Genomic DNA, 22,632 nt, shown 5'->3' with positions numbered 1-22,632 from the left:
TCATCATCCTCCCGTCCTACCTGTCTCACTCGTCCCAAAAGTCCCACATCCTCACTCTTTTTTGGCAATCGCAAGCCGATACTTGTTAAAATTCCGGCAAACATGCTCTGTCTCCGACCGGGCTTTGTGAATTTTAATGATGAGATCAACCACCGCCGACGCTTCCATGACGTGGAAAATGGAGTGCATGTCCTTGCGCTCGAACAGATGACGCGGCAGCACTTCGGTTTCGAGCCAGAGCAGCAGGCTCGTCCAGATTTCGCCGAAGAGGATGATCGGGGTTTCGCAGAGGTGCTGCACCTGCACGAGCTGCCAGGAGTAGAAAAGTTCGAGCAGCGTCCCGATGCCGCCGGGCGCGACGATCACCGCGTCGGACATTGCCATGAAAGCGTCGAGCCGTCCGCTGAACCGGTCGAACTCCTCCTTGATGTCGAGCCACGGATTGGGAGCCTGCTCATGCGGCAGCTTGATATTCAGCCCGATCGACTGCCCTCCGTTGGAGACGCTTTTCGACCCGGAATTTGCCGCCTGCATCAACCCCGGCCCGCCGCCGGTCACAATGTCAAACCCCTCGGCAGCAAGCCCGCGAGCGATTTCATAAACATCGCGGTACTCCTTATCCCCCTCACTGATCCGGGCCGACCCAAAAATGGTTACACGATAATGCGGTTCCATGAATTATTTTTTTATCCATTGCATATAAAATGAAACTCAAAACGACATAAAAAAAATACAGCAAATACAGGTATCATCGTAAAAACAACAGTTAGCCATCTATTTCTTCCTCTTATAACAGCAGCTTTGTATGTAAAAATAGAATACAGAGCTTGAACTATCATAAGCGGGAATAACTGAACAAAAGGATTGGGTCCGGCTGAACCAACAGGATGGGGAAAAAATAAAACCGAAAATAAATTTATAATATTATCCTCCTTATTTGAGATTTAAAAAAAATACAGCAGCAATCTGTTACTTTATTAAAAATTGACATATCCCCCCACTCAAAAATATGACAGCGTAAAAGCTTAACAGCCTATACTGCAAGTATTTTCACAGAGTCCAGATACAACGTATCCGGGCAAATATCTTGTTCGTTTGGCCAAGCAACAGTACCTCCAACGACCTTTACCGATTTGAAATACTGAACATTCTTCAGCTCTTTGAATACACCGAATTCAAGAAGAGGTGCGCAATCGTATTCGCCGACTTCTCCGTTACTGAACTCGATACGAAGTTTGTAGCCTTCCAACGGGGTGACCTTACTAACTCTTGGATTCATTGTCTTCACCTCAATGGTTCAATTTTATATGGTTGTTCGCCTGAAATTGCTAATTCCCAGTCCGCGACCAACTCATCTTTGTGCAATTCTATCCATGCCTGCAATAGTTTCATCTTGGCTGGAGGAATCGACCCATCAAGAATTTCTCCATCCGGAATAGAGACAATAACCTCGTCATCCTGATACCTGACGTGGATATGAGGCACATGGTGCTGCATGTTATCTCGAAAGTTACAAGTAAACAATCAGGCCATAAAACATCGAAATTGATGGCATAATCTTTCAGATCTATTGGTTCACTGAAAAAAACAATTACAAAAATATAATACCATCATCGGGTTTCCGGACAAGCTCTGTCTCACCTCACAGCATCCGCTCGAACTCATCCTCGCTTATCACCTTCACACCCAGCTTTATCGCCTTCTCCAGCTTGCTTCCGGCCTCGCTTCCGGCGACGACGAGCGTGGTCTTTTTGCTAACTGAGCTGACAATTCTGCCGCCGCGTTCCCGTACCATCTCTTCGGCTTGCTGGCGGACGTGGCGTTCCAGGCTACCAGTGAAGATGACGCTTTGGCCTTCAAAATTGTTGTTGACCAGCGCTTTTTCCTCTCCGGCTTGCATGGGCAGTCCAGCTTCGGCGAGCTTTTGGAGCATCGCTTGCGCCCAGGGTTTGGCGAAGAAGTCGCGGATGCTTTCGGCGATGACGGGGCCGATGTCGGGCACGGCGGCGAGTTCCTCCTCGCCCATCTCGCGGAGGCAGTCGATAGAGGGGCAGGCGTGGGCCAGTTCGCGGGCGGTGGCTGCGCCGACGTGGCGGATGCCGAGAGCGAAGAGCAGGCGGGCGTAGCTCTGCTTTTTGCTCTTTTCGAGCGCGTCGAGCACGTTTTGCGCCGATTTGGCGGCCATGCGGTCAAGGCTCGCGAGCTGCTCCAGCGTGAGACGGTAAAGGTCACCCGCGTCGCTGGCGAGGCCGCGCTCGACGAGCTGCGTGACGAGCGATTCGCCGAGGTTCTGAATGTCGAGGGCGTTGCGCGAGGCGAAGTGCAGAATGCGGCCTCGCTTCTGCGCGGGGCAACCCTCTTCGTTCGGGCAGTACCAGCTCACTTCACCTTCGGGCCGCTCCAGCTCCGTGCCGCACTCCGGGCAGCGCTTCGGCACTTCGATGGCGGCGGTCTCTGCCGGGCGTTCGTCGAGCACGACGCTGACCACTTTCGGGATCACTTCGCCCGACTTTTCAATCATAACGTGGTCGCCGATGCGCACGCCGAGCCGTTCGATTTCGTCGAAGTTGTGCAGGGTCGAGCGCGACACAGTCGATCCGGCGAGTTTCACCGGCTTGAGTTCGGCCACCGGCGTGATGGTGCCGAGCCGTCCGACCTGGAACACAACGCCTTGCAGCACGGTTTTGGCCTGCTGTGCCGGGTACTTGTAGGCAATCGCCCAGCGCGGGCTTTTGGCGGTCGCGCCGAGCCGATCCCACAGGCCGACCTCGTTGAGCTTGAGCACCACGCCGTCGGTTTCGTACGGCAGCGTCCAGCGCTTCTCCGACCACTCGCTGATGAAGTCGGCGATCTCGTCCATCCCCTTGCAGAGCCGGGCCGCCGCGCCGGTCATGAAGCCCATGCTTTTGAGCTGCTCCAGCCGCTTCAGGTGCGTGGGCGCTTCGCCGTCGTGGCCCTTGAGGTAGTAGGCCACGAACGACATCCTGCGCCGGGCGACCTCCGCCGAGTCCTGCAACTTGAGCGTGCCCGCAGTGGCATTACGCGGGTTAGCGAAGCGCTCCTCCTCCGGGCGCTCCTCGTTGAGCCGCTCGAAATCGTCCTTGCGCATATAGACCTCGCCACGCACCTCGATTTCGCCGCTCGGCACCGTGCCGAAGAGCGGCAGATCAGACATTTCGAGCCTGAGCGGGATCGATGGAATCGTCCGGAGATTGGCTGTGATTTCGTCGCCTTGCCATCCATCGCCGCGCGTGGAGCCACGCACAAGCAGGCCGTCGCGGTAGAGCAAGCTGATCGCCACACCATCATACTTCAGCTCAGCGACGTATTCAGGCTTGCCGCCGCCCTCGGCTGCCACCAGCTTTTCAACGCGATTGCAGAAGTCGGTCACCTCCGCGATGGAGTAGGTGTTCGAAAGGCTGAGCATCGGCTCACGGTACACCACCGTCGGAAACTCCTTGGTGATGCCGCCGCCGACACGCTGCGACGGACTGTCTGGCGTCACGAGTTCCGGGAACTCCTGTTCAAGCACAATCAACCGTTCGAGCAGCTTGTCGAACTCGAAGTCTGAAATCTCCGGTTTCGCTTCGAGATAGTAGAGGCGGTTGTGGCGTTCGATCTCCGCGCGGAGCTTGCCGATTTCCTGCTGTGCTTTCGCCTTATCCATAGAAAAATTAAGCAACTAAAGGTATCAATGATTTGTTGAACGAAAGCTCTTCCCGATGTCATTCTGAGCGAAGCGAAGAATCCAGAACTCTTGATATCGGAGTAAAATGGATTCTTCACTCCGCTACGCTCCATTCAGAATGACAATATTCAAACCAACGGCTTTATTTCGACGATTGGGTCATCGCCCATCCGGCAAGGTTTTTCACGAACCCAACCGATCCGCCAACGCCGAGTTTGTCCCACGTCGCCTTAAGGATTTTCGGGTAGCGCCACGCAACCTTCAGCATCACCGTCACCAGCTCTTCGACCTTCATCTCGTCGCGGAACATCGCCTGGCGGTATCGCTGCGGAAGCTCGTCGAGCACGATCATCACCTCGTTCATCATCTCGTTGACGAAGCCCGGGTCGTCGGTCTCGGGATCGTAACACATGTATTTCATGAGGTTTGCCATCGAGGCCACGTTCGGCTCGTAGGCGCTGATTTTCGCCAGTTCCGCCGCGCCGAGGCGGCCTTCGCGCATCGCCTTGGCAAGGCCCGCCGTCATGCGATCGAGGTTGCGCACCACCGAGCCGAAGCCGCAGAAGGTGAGCGGCGAAGAGAGCGAGGCGGCGTCGCCGAGCAGTGCGATGCGCTCGCCGGAGACCACCCGCGTGCACCCCGCGCCGTCGTGAAAATAGGCCGGAATGATGCCGAAAACGGGCCGGTGAATCGTGAAATTCGGCCCCGGCTTTTTGTACTCCGGCAGCTTGCGGAAGTAGGTCTCGAAGAGGCCGAGCAGCGATTTGTCGTTCGGCGAATCGACCTTGTCGTAAAAGAAGAGGTAGGTGATGTACTCGTCGCCCTTGGCCGGAAATCCCTCCCAGATGAGCTGCCGTCCGCGCTTGCCGGAGACCTCGGCGTCCTCGGTGCTGGCGAGAATTTCGCCCACCTCGAAATCGACACCCTCGAACCCGCTCGCGATGGTGCCCGCCGTCGGGCAGACGTGGGTCTGCGGGCGGCCCCGGTTGAGCTGCATCGCCACCGGCGAGACGATGCCCATCGCATCGACGAGCACCTGCGTCCGGAAGTAGCGCGGCTTGCCGGACGACTCCTCGACCTGCACGACGAGGTGATCCGGAAACTGGTAGCAACAGACGAAGCTGGTGTGGCCAAGCACTTGCGAGCCGCTACCCGCAAGCACCTTGTCGCACGCCATGCCGAGCAGCCTGTCGGCATCGACTGCGCAGTCGAGCACCTCGTCGATGTAGAGCCGCTTGCGCTTTTCGGCGGGCGCATGGAACTCGACCCAGCCGGTTTTGTAGCGTCGGACGATGGTTGAATCAAGCTCCTCCTGCGTGAACACGCCGGTCTCGGCGAGGCGCAGCAGTTCGCCGCGCGAGATGTTCCAGTCACGCGTGGTTCGCCCCGGCTCGGCGCGGTCGATCACCAGCACCTTGCGCCCGTACTTTTTGGACATCACCGCCGCATGCAAAAGGCCAAGCGTACCGCCAGCGTAGAGAATGTCGAACGCCTCCTCGACGCGAGCGTCAGCGGGAAGACGCGAGCCGTCGCGGATCACATCCGGCACCGGAAGCTCGAGCTTCTCCCAGTAGCGGTCGATGGCGAGGATCGAACGCAGTTGGCGCTCGCCATCCGGCAGGGCGCTAAAGTTTTTGTAAACAAGCGGATGGGTGTTCCTGATCTGTTCGAGCATGGATCGGTTCTTTGTGGTTTCAGGCGGATGCTGCTTTACCGTTTCGCGAATCGCTCTCGATCTTGCCGTCAACCAGATGAATGCGGCGGCCCGCGCGGTTGGCGAAATCTTCGTCGTGCGTGACAACAATAACGGTCTGGTTCAGCTCACGGTTCAGCCGGGAGAACAGCTCATAGACGTTGTTGGCCGAGCGCGAATCGAGGTTGCCGGTCGGTTCGTCGCCAAGCAGCACCTTCGGCTCGTTGGCCAGCGCCCGCGCGATAGCGACGCGCTGCTGCTGCCCACCGGAGAGCTGGTTCGGCTTGTTCGAGTACTTGTCTTCGAGGCCGACCATGTCGAGCAGCTTCATCGCCCGCTCGCGAATCTCCTTCTTGCCATACTTGCGGCGAATCAGCATCGGCATCATCACATTATCGACAGCACTGAACTCGGGAAGCAGAAAATGGAACTGGTAGATAAAACCGATCTTCCGGTTGCGAATGATGGTCATTTCAGTTTCATCGACGCCGGTGATCTCCTGCCCGTCAAGCCACACCTTGCCGAAGGTCGGCTTGTCGAGACCGCCCATGATGTAGAGCAGTGTCGATTTGCCCGACCCGGACGGACCGGTGATCGCCACGAACTCTCCCTCGAAAATGTCGAGCGAAAGGTTGGGAATAATCGTCTGCCGTACATCCCGAGACAGTTCGAGCTCCCTGCGGATTCCTTCGAGCCTGAGAATCGTTTCAGCCATCGAGTTGGGTCTGGTTCATCGTTACGGATCACGCCCTCTCCACCGAAATCCGGATCGTGATCGAAACCGGAACTCTCCGAGCGCTTTGAAGTATAAGAAAAAAGCGCCGTTTATGGAGCTTTGGGAAATGGAGTCAGGATTCAGGATGACAGCCGAAACGCTGCCCGACAGCCTTTTCACGCCCGAGTCAGCCGACACTCCGCTTTTGCCAATGTCAGGAAGAATTCGTTATTTCCCGTAAAACATACCGAAGAGAGGCGCAACGACAAATCCGTAGGCTTTTCAAAACCACCACGACAAACAAGACAGATATTTTTAGGATTAATCTATCAAATACCTAAATTAATCAGATCAATCAGCCATAACCACAAGAACGGACAGCGTGCGCGGACGGCACGAAAAAACCAAAATCTGCGCCGCTCGCTATAACAAGAATCACACAACGTTCTAAAATATTCACGCATGTACAGCCTCATTCCCGACAGTGAAATCGAGCGATATATCGAAGAAGACGTGCCTTATGGCGATTTGACCACCGCCCTGCTCGGCATCGGCGATCAGCCGGGCGAAATCACCTTCACCACGCGCGACCGGACGGTGGTCTGCTGCACCGAAGAGGCCGGACGGGTGCTCGCGAAATGCGGCGCCGAGGTACTCTCAACGCTTCCATCCGGCACGATTGCCGCGCCGGGCACGGAGATTCTGAGAGCTTCCGGCCCGGCAGCGGCGCTCCACGCTGGCTGGAAAGTGGCGATGAACCTGCTCGAATACGCCTCGGGCATCGCCACGCGCACCTCGACCATCGTCGAACGCGCCCGCGCCGCCAATCCCGGCATCAACGTCGTGACGACACGCAAGTCATTTCCCGGCACAAAAAAAATCGCCATAAAGGCGATCACTGCGGGCGGCGCGTTTCCCCACCGCCTCGGCCTCTCCGAATCGATTCTCGTCTTCTCGCAGCACATGGCCTTTCTCGGCGGACTCGATCCGTTCCTCGAAAAGCTCTCAAGCCTGAAAAAGCACGCGCCAGAGCAGAAGATTCTCGTCGAGGCCGACAGCGCCGACAAGGCAATCCGCATCGCGGCGGCGGGCGCGGACGTGGTGCAGGTGGACAAGATGCCCGTCGCCGAACTCGCCTCGCTGGTCTCCGAAATCCGCAGCCGCTTTCCCGGCGTGGCGGTCTCGGCGGCGGGCGGCATCAACGGCGAGAACGCCGCCGCGTACGCCGCAACCGGCATCGACATCATCGTACTCTCCTCGGTTTACTTTGGCAAACCTGCTGACATTTCGACCTCGATCATACCAGCAAAATCCAACTGACAACACAGAATCATGAGAACCATGAAGCATCTCCTGTGTGGCATCGGCGTTGCGCTCTCGCTCCTCGTGCTGACCTCTATGCCAGCACTGGCCGGGCAGGCTAGCATTACGGCTGCATCCGACCTTCAATACGCCATGAAAGAGATCATTACGGCATTCGAAGCAAAAAATCCCGGTGATCAAATCTCCGCTGTGTATGGCTCATCGGGCAAAGCCTATTCACAGATTGAAAACGGTGCACCATATGATATGTTTTTTGCCGCCGATATTGGGTATCCCGAGAAGCTGAAGCGGTCTGGCGCTGCCATCTCGGAACCGAAGCCTTACGCAATCGGCAGAATGACCATTTGGGTAACGAAAAAAAGCGGCCTTGATGTCCGCAAAGGCTTCAAACTCTTGCTCGATCCGAAAGTCAAAAAAATTGCGATGGCCAACCCGGAACATGCTCCTTACGGTCGAATAGCCGAGGAGGCATTGAAAAAAACGGCGTTTATGAAAAAGTAAAAAGCAAGCTGGTGTTAGGCGCAAACATCCAGCAGACGGCGCAATTCGTTCAGACCGGCGCAGCCGACGCAGGTATGGTCGCCTATTCTCTCTCGCTCGCGCCCGTTCTGGCAAGCGAAGGGAGCTACTACCTCGTGCCAGCAACCATGCACAAACCGATCGTGCAAGGCTACGTGCTGCTGAAGCCCGCAACCGGCAACGCTACGGCAGCAAAGTTCGAAAAATTCATCGGATCACGCGAAGCGCGAACCATATTCAAACGTTACGGTTTTACCCTGCCCAATGAATAAGTTTTCAGCGGTCATCACCGGCATTCAGCGCAGCGATTCGTTGTGTTGTATCGAACTCGATGCTTCGGGCATAACGCTTTCGATGCTGCTCTTCGATCTCGCCCCATCGTTCCAACAGGGAAAACGGGTGCACGTACTTTTCAAGGAAAGCGAAGTGGCGCTGGGCAAGCATCTGAGGGGAGAAATCAGCCTCAGCAATCGCTTTCGGGCAGTCGTCAGGGCGATCAGGCAGGGCGATATTCTGTCTGACATCACTCTCGACAGCAAGGCAGGCGAGTTCGGCAGCATCATCACCACCCGGGCCGTCGAACGGCTCGGGCTGCAAGTGAGCGACGAAGTGACCGTGATGTTCAAGGCAAGCCAACTTTCACTGGAGACAAGCCATGACACTTGACCTCGAACCTCTTGCGCTGACCCTCAAGCTTGCATTCATAACGACCGTCATCCTCTACCTGCTCGGTCTGCCGAGCGCGTGGCTCCTGTTTCGGACGAAAACCCGCATCAAACCGGTGCTCGAAGCAATCTTCGCCTTGCCGCTCGTCTTGCCGCCATCGGTGCTGGGCTTCTATTTTCTGCTCATGTTCAGCCGGAACGGCTGGCTCGGCCAGCTTTGGGAGCAACTGCTCGGCCACCAGCTCGCCTTCAGCTTCGACGGCCTGGTACTCGGATCGGTTATTTTCAGTTTTCCATTCATGGTACACCCCTTGCAGGCGGGCTTCAACGCTGTTCCCGCCAACCTGATCGATGCGAGTTACAGCCTCGGCAAGTCAAAGATCGAGACCATGTTCAGGGTCATTCTGCCGTCGATGAAAAGCGCTCTGTTGACCGGAGGAGTTCTCGCATTTGCCCATACGGTCGGCGAGTTTGGCGTTGTGCTCATGATCGGCGGCAGTATCGCGGGAGAGACCAAGGTAGCTTCGATAGCCATCTACGACCTCGTCGAATCGCTCGATTATCAGACCGCGCACCTGTACGCCGCGATCCTTTTCATCTTCTCCTTTGCGATTCTTCTGACAGTCTATCTCGTCAATAAAAAACTCGATATCAGGTGATACGGATTGACGTCACAAAAAAACTCATCGGTGCGGATGGCCCGTTTGAACTGTCCGTAAATCTGGAGATCGCGCCGGAAACGCTTCTGACGCTCTATGGCAAATCGGGCAGCGGAAAAACAACGCTGTTGCGGATGCTCGCGGGGCTTGAAAAACCGGACACCGGAAAAATAGAAGTGAACGGAAAGAGGTGGTTCGACAGCAAGACCGGGATCGACATACCGCCGCAAAAGCGCAAAGTTGGTCTGGTTTTTCAGGATTATGCGCTTTTTCCAACCATGACCGTGCGAGAAAACCTGCTGTTCGCCCAGGAGAAAAAAAAGCCGGGCGAAGTGGACAAGATGCTCACCCTGACCGGACTCGACTCGCTCGCCGACCGTTATCCGGCAACCCTCTCCGGCGGTCAGAAGCAGCGGGTTGCACTGGCGAGGGCAATTCTGAGAACTCCTGATATTCTTTTGCTCGACGAACCGCTCTCGGCGCTCGACCCGAACACGAGACGGCGGTTGCAAGAGGAAATTCTCAAGACGCATCGGGCCTTTGGACTTTCGACCCTGCTGGTTTCTCATGACAAGCAGGAGGTTTTCAAGCTCTCCGACAGGGTCGCGGTGATCGAAAAAGGCAAAATCGCAAAACACGGCACACCGCTCGAAGTGTTTTTCAAACGGATCACCTCGAACAAGTTCTCATTTGTCAGCACGATTCTGAGTATTCGCAAGATCGATGCGATCTATCTCGCCGTCGTCGAAACCGGCAACGAACTGGCCGAGGTCGTACTGTGCGAAAACGATCTTGCCAACCTCTCGCCGGGCGATCAGGTGCTTGTCGCCTCGAAGGCGTTCAATCCCATTGTGATGAAGCTGCCCGAAGAGCACTGATGCAAAGGCATCGTACTCGAATCCGGCGGCAAAACGCTTGTCGCAGAAATCGTCCGCTCCGCCGCCGAAGAACTCGGCATCGCGCCCGGCACGACGCTCTTCGCTGCCATCAAAGCATCGGCGTTCCGGAGACTGAGCTGACCCCATCCGCACCTCCCCCGTGTAACCCTCACGCCCCGCGCACCCCGCACGAAGACCAGACATTTTCAGCGTCCAGACCACCTTACCCGCCAGATTTCCGGTAGCTTTCGAGCACCAGAAAAGGGCCGTCATCCAGTAAGCCAAATCAGCTCTACAGGACGGCAAAAGACGACTACGCGACAGCGCGTTTTCATCAAACGGTTATGGCAGCGTGTCAAATATGAGTACATTTACCTGAGTACAACGGGACGATGGCCTCGAACTCCCCGGAGGTTTGAAGCAGTGGTTCAACGACTACAAGGGAGCTTGCCCCAACCGCGTTCATGCCTTCAGTCCCTCACGCGCTGATGGAACAAACCATGGAACCCCATGCCGGGAAAACACCGCGATAGTAAACAGTGGGATCAGCCGATTCAGCAGCAGCGTGAAAAGAGGTTTCGTTTGCAGAAGAGTCACGCAGAACGTGGCGCATGGTGGTTCCTCCTGGCGATACTTCTGTTCGTGGCGGGAATCAGGTACCATTTGCTCAACGTTCCAATGGAGCGTGATGAGGGCGAGTACGCCTATGGCGCACAACTGCTGCTGCAAGGGCTCCTTCCCTACCAGCACCTCTACAGCATGAAGCTGCCTGGCATCTATGCGGCGTACGCTGTGGTGCTTTCGATCTTCGGACAAACCCACATTGGCGTACACGCCGGCCTGCTGCTTATAAACAGCGTAACGTCCATTCTCATTTTTCTGCTCGCACGACGTCTGATCAACTCCCTGACCGGTCTTGCTGCGGCGGGAAGCTTTGCCGTATTGTCAGTGAGCCAGTCTGTTCAAGGCGTTTTTGCAAACGCGGAGCATTTCGTCATTCTGCCCGCGGTGGCGGGCTTGCTTCTACTCCTCATCGCACTCGAAAAAAGGCGATGGTGGCTGTTCTTCGCATCGGGCCTTCTTCTTGGACTGGGCTTCATCATTAAACAGCATGGCATTGCCTTCATCCCGGCGGGCGTGGTGATTTTCCTCACTCAATACCCGGGCAGCCGGCCGTTCTCCTGGAAGCTTCTCGGCTGGCACGCGCTTGCCTTGTGCAGCGGCATACTGCTGCCTTACGCCGTAACCTGCATAGTCTTTCTGGTATCCGGCTCATTTGGTCAATTCCGGTATTGGACCTTCGAGTACTCGAGAGCATACATCAGCGAAATACCCCTCAAATATGCGTTAGCCATCTTCGCGCACTACGCGACCCCGATAATGAGCGTCAGTTGGCCGCTGTGGATTCTGGCCTACATTGGCCTGAGTGCTACTCTCTGGCACAAAGAGGCGAGAAAATACCGGGCATTTCTCCTGTTGTTCACGCTCTTCTCCTTTCTGGCCATTTGTCCCGGGTTCATCTTTCGACCTCACTACTTTGTGCTCCTGCTACCGGCTGCCGCAGTACTGGCAGGCGTGGGAGTAAGTTCACTAACAACGCTCCTGCCGAGCCGCGTGCCGCCCCGGGGCCAATGCAGTATCGGGCTGCTCATAACCGGACTTGCCCTGGCCTTCACCCTGTTCCAGCAGCGCGCATTCCTCTTCTGGATGAGCCCAAACGACGCCAGCCGCTCTACTTACGGCGCTGATTCTCCCTTTTCGGAAACCCTTGAAATTGCCGATTACATCAGATCGCATACGAGAGAAGATGACCTCGTTGCCGTGATCGGGTCTGAACCCGAGATTTATTTCTACTCCGGGCGGCGGGCGGCCACCGGCTATGTTTACACCTATACCATGAAAGAAGACCTTGACTTATCCACCGATACCATGAAGGGAGACCACAGCTTATCCCTGGAAATGCAGGAGCAGATGGCCCGGGAGATAGAGAATGCTCAACCGGCATATATCGTTTATACAGATCCAACATCTCTTCCCTCATCATGGCCCCCGAGCAGGGCTTCCGACTGGCAGTTGCTCAAATGGATCAAACGGCACAAAGCTCAATATTATACACGGGTAGGCCTGGTCGAGATTTTCAGTGACAAGTCCCACTCCCGATGGGGCGCGGAGGCGCCTGGCGCACCGCGTTCGAAATGGTGGATAGAAGTTCTGAAAAGAAAAACCCCGGAAACATCGGATGGCAACCAGGGGGATACGAGCAAGAAGCCGGAAAACACTCTTCCTGACGCTCCGGTTAAAGGGATACCCGCAAACAATTTGCTTTTACAAAATAGCTGCCCTATAATTGGGGAGGGTTTTGCTCAAAAGTCGCTATCGAGGCATTCAGGTTTATAGGCTCACGCAGATACAGCTCTTTAAAAAGAAAAAAGCAATGGATAGGAAACCGAGCATTTTAATTTTTATAGTAGCCTATAATGCGGAAAGTACGATTGAGAACATTCTTATGCGTATTCCTTCTGACCTTCTCGATGATTTTGATACCGAAGTGCTGATTATAGACGATAAATCTTCTGACCACACTGTATCACGCTGCCTTGAGACAATACAAAGCGGCAAAATAAAATTCAGTACCAAGGTTCTGGTAAACCCCGAAAACCAGGGATATGGCGGAAATCAGAAGATAGGCTACCAATACGCTATCGAGCATGATTTCGACTGTGTGGCACTGCTCCATGGCGATGGGCAATATGCTCCGGAATACTTGCGTGATCTCATAACACCGGTTACAAAGGGAGAGGCAGAGGCCGTATTTGGCTCAAGAATGATGACTCCTTTCGGAGCACTAAAAGGAGGGATGCCCGCCTATAAGTTTGTTGGCAATAAAATTCTGACACTGTTTCAGAATATCATGCTAAAAACCTCTTTAAGCGAATTTCACTCGGGTTACAGAGCATATTCTGTAAAGGCCTTGAAGCAAATCCCTTTTCATTTAAATACCCCAGATTTCCATTTCGATACCGAAATCATCATCCAATTGATTCTTTGGGGATTCCGTATTGCAGAACGTCCAATTCCAACATATTATGGTGATGAAATCTGTTATGTGAATGGCCTCAAATATGCTTTAGATGTAGTCATTACCACAACTAAAGCAAGTATGCAGCGCTTTGGCTTCTTTCATGAATGCAAATATGACGTTCTTCATCAACATGCTTGTAATGGCCAGTATGAGGCATAAAACTATCCATAAAAAGTCCGAGCGGCGGCCGCATTTGAGCCAGTTGGGACGTGAACCCCGAATAATACGCCGTTTACAGCCTTCGAGCTGCAACAGATAATGGCTCTTGAGTGATTACCGGCATTTTGTGATTTATGATGCCGGTATGCCTGCCAACAGTTTTGGGTTAGCGTTCACAGCACTTTGGCGACACAACTTAGGGTATCTCGTACTGATCCGCATGATCGTCGATGACTACAGCGCCCATCATCGAAGTCGTCGTAGCCCGACGATATATAATCCACAACAGGCTACAAAGCACGAACGACCCAATCTGCACATTAAGAGATGCCGCTATAAAGACCATCACCAACGGTAACAACCAGGCGGCAACGAGCACTTCACGCTCACCACGCAGCCAGCCGTTACGCAAGCTGTCCAATGCCAGCCAAGCGATAGGGAAAGCCAACCAAGCCAAGTCGTAATCAAAAACGTATGGGCTGACCAGAAACGTAGCCGTCATCAAAGCTGCGCTGCGCAAATTCCGGTTTTGGCTGCGCCGCCACACATGCCATACAACGATCACAGCCCCCGCAGCAACGACAAAATGGACTACATACGCCCATGCTACGGGCATTCCAAGCAGACGCAAAAAAGCAAATACCGTGGGTGTTTTTACCCAGGGAAGCAACCCTGTTTCCACATACAGACGCGCATAGCCAAGATTTGCAATGAACCCCGTCAACACACCGGTTCCGAGGGTTACCGTACCTATAGCCATAAATATGATCACCGTGACGACGGCAGTTATCAAAGTCCGCCACGCACCAATGGCGAGTAACACCACAGGAAAGAGAATCGCGAGATGCGGTTTGATGGCAAGCAGACCGATGAACACCCCGGCCAGTACCGGCCTTCGCTCAACGCTGAGCAACGCCGCACCGGCGAGCGCTGCAGTCAGGAAAGCGTTGTGGCCGTGAAAGAGGTTTATCCACAATCCGGAGAAACCGGCCAGACACCACATCGCCGTCTTGCCCCGGACGATACGCCGCAACACCAGAAAATAACCGCCCAGCGTTGACAATGTGAAAGTCCAGTACGCTGCAAGGAATGGGAGTAACGCCAGCGGAAGCACAACAAGATAGAACGGTGGCGGGTAGAACCATGGTAAAGGGATTTGCGATAACGGCACATCAGCTTGCTCAGCCTTTAAAAGCAAGGAAATGTTGTAGGCATCCTGAGCATGCCCCGTCAAGGCAAGATGCGATGCCGTCCAGAATGTAATAAAGTCTCTACAGATAGGTAGTCCATCCGGTGTTAAAACAAACCCTGAACCGATTACAAGAAATAGAGCCAGAGAGATGCGGGAATAAAAGATGAGGCGCTTTTGGTTGAGCCAATGCAAGTTGGCGTTCATGGTCTTTTTCCCAGATGTTGTATTCAGATCCGGCATCGACGAAATGTTTCCAGTGCCAAGTAAGGCACTTTCTGATTACTGTATTATCTCGTACTGATCTGCATGGCCTGCGGTTGCAGCAGCACCTGTCATTGATGCTGACGTAGCCCGGCGATATGTAATCCACAACAGGCTGCACAGCACCAACGGCCCCGCCTGCACGTTCAGATGCGCAATTATCTGTACCATCATCAGCAACGGCAGCAACCACGCCGCCACGAGCACTTCGCGCTCGCCGCGCAACCAGCCGGAGCGCAACCCGTCCAACGCCAGCCAGGCAATCGGAAAGGCCAGCCATGCCAGATCGTAAAACAATACATAGGGGCTGACCAGAAACGTTGCCGTCATCAGGGCTGCGTTACGCAGGTTGCGGTTCCGACAATTGCGCCAGACGCGCCAGACAGCCATCACGGCCACTACGGCAACGATGAAATGAGCGACATACGCCCACGTGACAGGCGTTCCGAGCAGGCGCATGAAAGCAAATACCGAAGGCATTTTACTCCAGAGAAGAGAGCCGTTTTCCAGACATAAATGCCGGGCATCGCCAAGGCTCGCGAGAAATGCTTTCAGCACAGCGGTTCCCAGAATTGCCGTTCCGGCAACCATAAAGGTAATCGCCGTCACGGCAGCGGTTATCAACGTCCGCCAAGCGCCAATGGCGAGTAATGCCACCGGAAAGAGCATCGCAAGATGCGGTTTGATGGCAAGCAGGCCGATGAACAACCCGGCCAGGACAGGCCGTCGATCAACGCCAAGCAGTGCCGCGCCGGCGATTGCCGCAGTCAAGAAGCCGTTCTGGCCGTCATAAAAGTTCATCCACAACCCGGAGAAACCGGCCAGACACCACATCGCCGCCCTGCCCCGGACGATGCGGCGCAATACCAGAAGATAGCCAGCCAGCGTTGACAGCATGAAGCTCCAGTATGCTACTGCGTACGGCAGCAACGCCAGAGGCAGAATAACAAGGTAGTATGATGGCGGGTAGAACCATCCGTAAACGTCCTGCGGCCCCGGTTCTGCAATTTGTTGAGCCTTGATGAGTGAGGGTATGCTGTAGGCATCCTGAGCATGTCCTGCCAAGGCAAGATGCGATGCAGCCCAGGCCAGAATAAAGTCGCCGGTAACCATATTTTTCGACGTTACCACCAACCCTACGCCAATGACAAGGAACAGAAGCAGAAAGACGCGGGAATAAAAAATGAGGCGCTTGCGGTTGAGCCAATGCGCGTCGGTTTTCATGGTCTTTCTCTCTCTTGCGTGTTCGGATTTTTCCGGCATTGTCGAAGTGTTTTCCAGAAAAAAAATCGCTTACTGTACAGTCTCGAACTGATCTTCACAGGCATCGCTTGCTGTATCGCCCGTCATCGCTGCTTTCGTTGCACGACGATACGTAATCCACAACAGACTGCAAAGCACCAGCGGCCCTATCTGTAATTTTAGAAATCCGGCTATCGGAATCATCAGTAACGGCAGCAGCCAGGCCGCAACCAGAACTTCACGCTCACCACGCTGCCAGCCGTTGCGCAACCCGTCCAATGCCAGCCAAGCAATCGGAAAGGCCAGCCATGCCAGGTCGTAATAAAATACGTACGGGCTGACCAGAAACGTTGCCGTCATCAGGGCTGCGTTACGCAGGTTCCGGTTTTGGCAATGGCGCCACACATGCCATACAGCAATCACGGCCGCCATAGCAACGACACAATGAACAGCATACGCCCATGCGACAGGCATTCCGAACATGCGCAGGAATGCAAACACCGAGGGCATTTTATCCCAGAGAGGAGGTGTGTTTTCCATAAACAGACGCGCATAGCCAAGACTCGCGAGAAATGCTTTCAGCACAGCGGTTCCGAAAGTTGCCGTGCCAATAACCGTAAACGTGATCGCCGTCACGGCGGCCGTTATCAGGGTGCGCCATGCGCCAATGGCGAGTAGTGCCACCGGAAAGAGCATCGCAAGATGCGGTTTGATGGCAAGCAGGCCGATGAACAACCCGGCCAGGACAGGCCGTCGATCAACGCCAAGCAGTGCCGCGCCGGCGATTGCCGCAGTCAAGAAGCCGTTTTGGCCGTCATAAAAGTTCATCCACAACCCGGAGAAACCGGCCAGACACCACATCGCCGCCCTGCCCCGGACGATGCGGCGCAATACCAGAAGATAGCCGCCCAGCGTTGACAGCATGAAGGTCAAATATGCTGCCAGGTACGGCAGTAGCGCCAGTGGAAGCACAACAAGGTAGAACGACGGCGGGTAGAACCATAGATAAGGGATTTTCGATGCAGGCACGGCAAGTTGCTGGGCCTTGAAAAGCAAGGAACTGTTATAGGCATCCTGAGCATGTCCTGTCAGGGCAAGATGCGAGGCACCCCAGAATGTGATAAAGTCAATACCAAGCGGGACCCCGCTTGTGTTAACCAAATTTTTTGAATAATAAACGCTCCCAGCGCTGTAGATAAGGAACAGAGCGAGAATCAAGCCGGAATAAACTTTGAGGCGCTCCCGATTCAGCCAGTGTGTGTGTGCTTTCATGAAACCTTTATCTCTCTCGAATTCGAATTTTTCCGGCATCATCGAAGTATTTACCTGAGTCGGGGAAGACAATTGCCACCTACGCAAAAGTCCCGATCTGATCCGCGTGGCCTTCATCTGTCGTAGTGCCCGTCATCGGGGCTGCTGCTGCTCTACGATACGTCATCCACAACAGGCTGCAAAGCACCAGCGGGCCTATCTGAAATTTTAGAGCCCCGGCTATAGGGCTCATCAGCAACGGCAGCAACCACACTGCCACGAGCACTTCACGTTCACCGCGCAGCCAGCCGGTGCGCAGACCATCCAGTGCCAGCCAGGCAATCGGAAAGGCCAACCAGGCCAGGTCATAATCAAACACGTACGGACTGACCAGAAAGGTTGCCGTCATCAGGGCTGCGCCGCGCAGGTTCCGGTTCCGGCAATGACGCCAGACCTGCCAGACGGCGATCACCGCCACCGCTGCAACGATACAATGGACAACATACGCCCACGTGACAGGCATTTCGAGCAGGCGCAGAAACGCAAACACCGAGGGCATTTTCCTCCATGCAAGAGATTCGTTTTCCAGAAATAATCGCGCATAACCAAGACTCGCGAAAAACGCCTTCAGGACAGCGGTTCCAAGAGTTACCGTACCAATGGCCATAAATGTGATCGCCGCCACGGCGGCTGTTATCAAAGTCCGCCAAGCACCAATTGCGAGTAACGCTACAGGGAAAAGAATTGCAAGATGCGGCTTGATGGCAAGCAGGCCGATAAGCACTCCTGCCAGAACAGGCCGTCGCTCAACGCTGAGAAGTGCCGCAGCGGCGATGGCCGCGGTCAGAAAGCCGTTCTGACCATGAAAAAAGTTCATCCACAATCCGGAGAATGCAGCCAGACACCACATCGCAATGTTGCCGTGGATAATGCGGCGCAACACCAGAAGATAGCCGCCCAGCGTTGATAATATGAAGGTCCAGTATGCAGCTATGTACGGCAGTAACGCCAGCGGCAGCACAACAAGATGGAACGAAGGAGGATAGTACCATGGATAAGCGATTTTCGATGCCGGTTGTGCAAGTTGCTCAGCCTTGAAGAGTAAGGGAATACTGTAGGCATCCTGAGCATGACCTGTCAAGGCAAGATGCGAGGCACCCCAGAATGTGATGAAGTCGTAACCAAACGGTTGACCAGAAAGGTCAACCGTATTTTTCGACCTCAAAAACAGCTTTAAGCCAATTGCAAGCAAAAGCAACAGAAAAATACGAGGATAAAATATGAGGCGCTCCCGATTCAGCCAGTGTGAATCTGCTTTCATGGTCTCTCTGCCTATCTCATATTTCGATTTCTCCGGCATCGTCGAAGTATTTTCCAGATTCAATTAAGGAAAGTTCCTATGGTGCCATGTCGAATTGCGCTGCATGGCCGTCAGTTGCCGTAACGTCCGTCATCGATACTGCTGACCGACGATACGTCATCCACAACAGGCTGCCAAGCACCAGCGGCCCTATCTGCACTTTCACCGCTTCAGCTATTGGTATCATGAGTACCGGAAACAACCATGCCGCCACAAGCACTTCACGCTCCCCTTGCAGCCAGGCGGAGCGCAACCCGTCCAATGCCAGCCAGGCAATCGGGAAGGCCAGCCATGCCAGGTCATAATCATACACGTACGGGCTGACCAGAAAGGTTGCCGTCATCAGGGCTGCGCCGCGCAGGTTCCGGTTCCGGCAATGACGCCAGACGCGCCAGACGGCGATCACGGCCATCACAGCAACGACAAAATGAATAGCATAAGCCCACGTGACGGGTGTTCCGAGCAGACGCAAAAAGACAAACATCGAGGGCATTTTCTTCCACGGAAGACCTCCGTTTTCCAGAAACAGACGCGCATAGCCGAGATTCGCGAGAAATGCCTTCAGCACAGCGGTTCCCAAGGTTGCCGTGCCAATGGCCATGAAGGTGATCGCCGTCAGGGCAGCAGTAATCAGGGTTCGCCACGCGCCAATAGCAAGTAACGCTACCGGAAAGAGCATCGCAAGATGCGGTTTGATGGCGAGCAGGCCGATGAACAACCCGGCCAGGAAAGGACGCCGCTCAACGGTGAGGAGAGCCGCACCGGCAATTGCTGCGGTCAGGAAGCCGTTCTGGCCGCAAATGAGGTTTACCCACAATCCGGAAAAAGCGGCCAGACACCACATCGCCATCTTGCCACGGATGATGCGGCGAAACACCAGAAGATAACCCCACAGCGTTGAGAGCATGAAGGTCCAATAAGCTGCCACGTACGGCAGTAAAGCCAAAGGCAACACAAGAAGGTAGAACGACGGCGGGTAGTACCATATATAATTAAACCTGAATGCCGGTATTACCAGTTGTTCAGCCTTTAACAGCAGGGAATTGTTGTAAGCGTCCTGAGCATGCCCTGTCAGGGCGAGATGCGAGGCACCCCAGAATGTGATAAAATCAGCACCAAACGGTATCCCATTCAGGTCAAACATTTTTTTTGCGATAAAAACACACCCTAAGCCAAACACAAAAAATCCAGCCAGAAAGATGCGGGGATACATAGTAAGGCGCTCCCGATTCAGCCAGTGCGCGTCTGTTTTCATGGTCTCTCTCTTGCGTATTCCGATTTTTCCGGCATCGTCGAAGTGTTTTCCTGAGTCAAGCGAGGCAAGCTCCTATGGTACAGTCTCGAACTAATCTGCATGGCTGTCGCTTGCCAGAGCGCCAGTCATCGATGCAGCGGCCGTTGCACGACGATACGTCATCCACAACAGGCTACACAGCACGAATGGCCCTATCTGCAATTTTAGAGCTCCAGCTATCGGGGCCAAAAGTAACGGCAGCAACCAGGCAGCGACCAGCACTTCGCGCTCACCACGCAGCCAGCCGGTGCGCAGACCATCCAATGCCAGCCAGGCAATCGGAAAGGCCAACCAGGCCAGGTCATAATCTAACACGTACGGGCTGACCAGAAAGGTTGCCGTCATCAGGGCTGCGCCGCGCAGGTTCCGGTTCCGGCAATGACGCCAGACGCGCCAGACAACGATCACGGCCATCACAGCAACGACAAAATGAATAGCATAAGCCCACGTGACGGGTGTTCCGAGCAGACGCATGAAAGCAAATACCGAGGGCATTTTCTTCCAGGCAAGGGTTCCATATTCCACTACTAATCGCGCATCACCAAGACTCGCGAGAAATGCCTTCAGCACAGCGGTTCCAAGAGTTACCGTACCAATAGCCATAAACGTGATTGCCGTCACAGCGGCGGTTATCAGGGTGCGCCACGCACCAATTGCGAGTAATGCCACCGGAAAGAGCATCGCAAGATGCGGTTTGATGGCAAGCAGGCCGATGAACAACCCGGCCAGGAAAGGCCGCCGTTCAATGGTGAGAAGAGCCGCGCCGGCAAGCGCCGCAGTCAGGAATGCATTCTGGCCGCAAAAGAGGTTTAACCACAATCCGGAAAACGAAGCGAGACACCACATCGCCGTGTTGCCGCGAAAGATGCGGCGCAACACCAAAAGATAGCAGCCCAGCGTTGACAACATGAAGGCCCAGTATGCTGCCAGATACGGGAGCAACGCCAAAGGCAAAACAACAAGGTAGAACGACGGTGGGTAAAACCATGCATAAATGCTTTGCGATGCTGGCACAGCAATTTGCTGAGCCTTGAAGAGTACGCGAATGTTGTAGGCGTCTGAGGCATGCCCTGTTAAGGCAAGATGAGATGCTGCCCAGAATGTAATAAAATCGGCACCAAACGGCACCCATTTTAGGTCAGACATATTTTTCAACAAAAAAAGCCACAGCAAACCAAATACAAGGAATACTGCCAGAAAGATGCGGGGATACATGGTGAGGCGCTCCCGATTCAGCCAGTGCGCGTCTGTTTTCATGGTCTCTCTCTTGCGTATTCCGATTTTTTCGGCATCGTCGAAGTGTTTTCCTGAGTCAAGCGAGGCAAGCTCCTTTTACGGTACAGTCTCGAACTGATCTGCATGGCTGTCGCTTGCCAGAGCGCCAGTCATCGATGCAGCGGCCGTTGCCCGACGATACGTCATCCACAACAGGCTACATAGCACGAATGGCCCTATCTGCACTTTCAACGCTTCAGCGATCACGGCCATCAGCAACGGCGACAACCACGCAACCACGAGCACTTCGCGCTCACCACGCAGCCAGCCGTTGCGCAGACCGTCCAATGCCAGCCAGGCGATGGGAAAAGCCAGCCATGTCAGGTCATAATCAAAGACGTACGGGCTGACCAGAAACGTTGCCGTCATCAGGGCTGCGTTACGAAGCTCCCGGTTCCGACAGTGGTGCCAGATGCGCCAGACGACGATTACTGCCGCCATGGCAACGGCACAATGGGCAATGTACGCCCAGGAGACGGGCATACCGAGCAAACGCATGAACACAAACACAGATGGCATTTTCACCCAACGAAGAGAGCCGTTTTCCAGAAACAGTCGAGCATAACCAAGACTTACGAGCCAGCCCTTCAGCACGGCGGTTCCGAGGGTTGCCGTGCCAATGGCCATAAAGGTGATCGCCGTCATGGCCGCGGTTATCAGAGTACGCCAGGCGCCAATAGCAAGTAACGCTACCGGAAAGAGCATCGCAAGATGCGGTTTGATGGCAAGCAGGCCGATGAACACTCCAGCAAGAATCGGGCGGCGATCAACGGTGAGCAGTGCCAAGCCAGCAAGTGATGCAGTCAGGAATCCGTTCTGGCCGCAAAAAAAGTTTATCCATAATCCGGAGAATGCCACCAAACACCACATCGCCGTGCGGCCCTGAACAATGCGGCGCAACACCAGAAGATAGCCGCCTAGCGTTGACAACATGAAGGCCCAGTATGCTGCCATATATGGCAGTAACGCCAGAGGCAGCACAACAAGGTGGAACGGCGGCGGGTAGAACCATGCGTAGGCAACTTTTGAAGCCGGTACGGCAAGTTGCTGAGCCTTTGAAAGTAAGGGTATTTTGTAGGCATCCTGAGCATGGCCTGTCAATGCAAGATGCGATGCAGCCCAGAATGTCATAAAGTCATATCCAAGCGGTTTTCCTTTAATGTCAAGCATATTTTTCGACATCAGAGCCCAAACCAGGCCAAGGATAAGGAACAGAGCCAGAAAAATGCGGGGATAAACAGTAAGGCGCTCCCGATTCAGCCAATGCTTATCTGATTTCATGGTATCTGTTTCGATTCAGCAATAATGTGCTACGGATTCTGATTTACTGAGAAAAACAGAGTTCCCGACCTGTTTTAGAGGCTCCAATTGCTTTA

The 22,632-nt window shown here is 54.4% G+C and carries 19 protein-coding genes and 2 pseudogenes; 8 read left to right on the top strand and 13 right to left on the bottom strand.

Annotated elements, in window-relative coordinates:
• Window positions 1-51 precede the first annotated feature (51 nt).
• The 6 genes and pseudogenes from NY406_RS01870 to NY406_RS01845 form a co-directional block, all read right to left on the bottom strand.
• Entirely contained in the window at window positions 52-675 is a 624-nt protein-coding gene (locus NY406_RS01870) for an LOG family protein (RefSeq protein WP_260534995.1), read from the bottom strand.
• A gap of 358 nt (window positions 676-1,033) precedes the next feature.
• Entirely contained in the window at window positions 1,034-1,279 is a 246-nt protein-coding gene (locus NY406_RS01865; protein WP_260534993.1) for a DUF2442 domain-containing protein, read from the bottom strand.
• Window positions 1,280-1,284: 5 nt separating this feature from the next.
• A pseudogene (locus NY406_RS01860) lies at window positions 1,285-1,555 on the bottom strand (DUF4160 domain-containing protein).
• Between the two features lie 87 nt (window positions 1,556-1,642).
• Window positions 1,643-3,667: an NAD-dependent DNA ligase LigA gene (gene ligA / locus NY406_RS01855; protein ID WP_260534989.1), complete on the bottom strand. Its 2,025-nt coding sequence runs from the start codon at window positions 3,665-3,667 to the stop codon at window positions 1,643-1,645.
• 163 nt (window positions 3,668-3,830) lie between these two features.
• Complete coding sequence (locus NY406_RS01850) at window positions 3,831-5,363, bottom strand: NAD(P)/FAD-dependent oxidoreductase (protein WP_260534987.1); 1,533 nt, start codon at window positions 5,361-5,363, stop codon at window positions 3,831-3,833.
• Between the two features lie 19 nt (window positions 5,364-5,382).
• Window positions 5,383-6,096 carry an ABC transporter ATP-binding protein gene (locus tag NY406_RS01845; RefSeq protein WP_260534985.1) on the bottom strand — a complete coding sequence of 238 codons (714 nt, stop codon included), beginning with the start codon at window positions 6,094-6,096 and terminating at the stop codon, window positions 5,383-5,385.
• 462 nt (window positions 6,097-6,558) lie between these two features.
• Between NY406_RS01845 and modD the strand changes: the two genes are divergently transcribed.
• The 8 genes and pseudogenes from modD (at window position 6,559) to NY406_RS01805 (ending at window position 13,381) form a co-directional block, all read left to right on the top strand.
• Window positions 6,559-7,416, top strand: a complete 858-nt coding sequence (gene modD, locus NY406_RS01840) for a ModD protein (RefSeq protein ID WP_260534983.1) — start codon at window positions 6,559-6,561, stop codon at window positions 7,414-7,416.
• A gap of 12 nt (window positions 7,417-7,428) precedes the next feature.
• Window positions 7,429-8,210: pseudogene (modA, locus tag NY406_RS11265) on the top strand (molybdate ABC transporter substrate-binding protein).
• Window positions 8,203-8,604 carry a molybdopterin-binding protein gene (locus tag NY406_RS01825; RefSeq protein ID WP_260534977.1) on the top strand — a complete coding sequence of 134 codons (402 nt, stop codon included), beginning with the start codon at window positions 8,203-8,205 and terminating at the stop codon, window positions 8,602-8,604. The pseudogene modA and the gene NY406_RS01825 overlap by 8 nt, the downstream one beginning before the upstream one ends.
• A complete protein-coding gene (gene modB, locus NY406_RS01820) occupies window positions 8,594-9,262 on the top strand; it encodes a molybdate ABC transporter permease subunit (RefSeq protein WP_260534975.1) in 669 nt (222 codons plus the stop codon). The genes NY406_RS01825 and modB overlap by 11 nt, the downstream gene beginning before the upstream one ends.
• A complete protein-coding gene (locus NY406_RS01815; protein ID WP_260534973.1) occupies window positions 9,259-10,140 on the top strand; it encodes an ABC transporter ATP-binding protein in 882 nt (293 codons plus the stop codon). The genes modB and NY406_RS01815 overlap by 4 nt, the downstream gene beginning before the upstream one ends.
• Before the next feature lie 9 nt (window positions 10,141-10,149).
• On the top strand, window positions 10,150-10,281 hold the full coding sequence (locus NY406_RS11260) for a TOBE domain-containing protein (protein WP_411267096.1): 132 nt from the start codon (window positions 10,150-10,152) through the stop codon (window positions 10,279-10,281).
• A gap of 369 nt (window positions 10,282-10,650) precedes the next feature.
• On the top strand, window positions 10,651-12,537 hold the full coding sequence (locus tag NY406_RS01810; RefSeq protein ID WP_260534971.1) for an ArnT family glycosyltransferase: 1,887 nt from the start codon (window positions 10,651-10,653) through the stop codon (window positions 12,535-12,537).
• Between the two features lie 37 nt (window positions 12,538-12,574).
• Window positions 12,575-13,381, top strand: coding sequence for a glycosyltransferase family 2 protein (locus tag NY406_RS01805; RefSeq protein ID WP_260534969.1), 807 nt, complete (start codon window positions 12,575-12,577; stop codon window positions 13,379-13,381).
• Between the two features lie 196 nt (window positions 13,382-13,577).
• Here NY406_RS01805 and NY406_RS01800 read toward each other — a convergent pair whose 3' ends face one another.
• The 7 genes from NY406_RS01800 to NY406_RS01770 all read right to left on the bottom strand — a co-directional run bounded on the left by NY406_RS01800 (window position 13,578) and on the right by NY406_RS01770 (window position 22,537).
• Entirely contained in the window at window positions 13,578-14,813 is a 1,236-nt protein-coding gene (locus NY406_RS01800; protein ID WP_260534967.1) for a glycosyltransferase family 87 protein, read from the bottom strand.
• A 39-nt stretch (window positions 14,814-14,852) separates the two neighbouring features.
• The gene (locus NY406_RS01795) at window positions 14,853-16,058 is read right to left on the bottom strand and encodes a glycosyltransferase family 87 protein (RefSeq protein WP_260534965.1); all 1,206 of its coding nucleotides are present in this window, start codon (window positions 16,056-16,058) and stop codon (window positions 14,853-14,855) included.
• A 69-nt stretch (window positions 16,059-16,127) separates the two neighbouring features.
• Window positions 16,128-17,390 (bottom strand): glycosyltransferase family 87 protein, encoded by a 1,263-nt coding sequence (locus NY406_RS01790; protein ID WP_260534963.1) that lies wholly within the window; start codon window positions 17,388-17,390, stop codon window positions 16,128-16,130.
• 37 nt (window positions 17,391-17,427) lie between these two features.
• Window positions 17,428-18,687, bottom strand: a complete 1,260-nt coding sequence (locus tag NY406_RS01785; protein WP_260534961.1) for a glycosyltransferase family 87 protein — start codon at window positions 18,685-18,687, stop codon at window positions 17,428-17,430.
• A 37-nt stretch (window positions 18,688-18,724) separates the two neighbouring features.
• Window positions 18,725-19,942, bottom strand: a complete 1,218-nt coding sequence (locus NY406_RS01780) for a glycosyltransferase family 87 protein (RefSeq protein WP_260534959.1) — start codon at window positions 19,940-19,942, stop codon at window positions 18,725-18,727.
• A 90-nt stretch (window positions 19,943-20,032) separates the two neighbouring features.
• Window positions 20,033-21,238, bottom strand: a complete 1,206-nt coding sequence (locus NY406_RS01775; RefSeq protein WP_260534957.1) for a glycosyltransferase family 87 protein — start codon at window positions 21,236-21,238, stop codon at window positions 20,033-20,035.
• 75 nt (window positions 21,239-21,313) lie between these two features.
• Window positions 21,314-22,537, bottom strand: a complete 1,224-nt coding sequence (locus tag NY406_RS01770) for a glycosyltransferase family 87 protein (protein ID WP_260534955.1) — start codon at window positions 22,535-22,537, stop codon at window positions 21,314-21,316.
• Window positions 22,538-22,632 lie beyond the last annotated feature (95 nt).

It is taken from the genome of Chlorobaculum sp. MV4-Y, assembly GCF_025244685.1.
Classification (GTDB): Bacteria; Bacteroidota; Chlorobiia; order Chlorobiales; family Chlorobiaceae; genus Chlorobaculum.
Note: the sequence above shows the minus strand (reverse complement) of the source record. Positions and strands in the feature narration are given on the sequence as shown.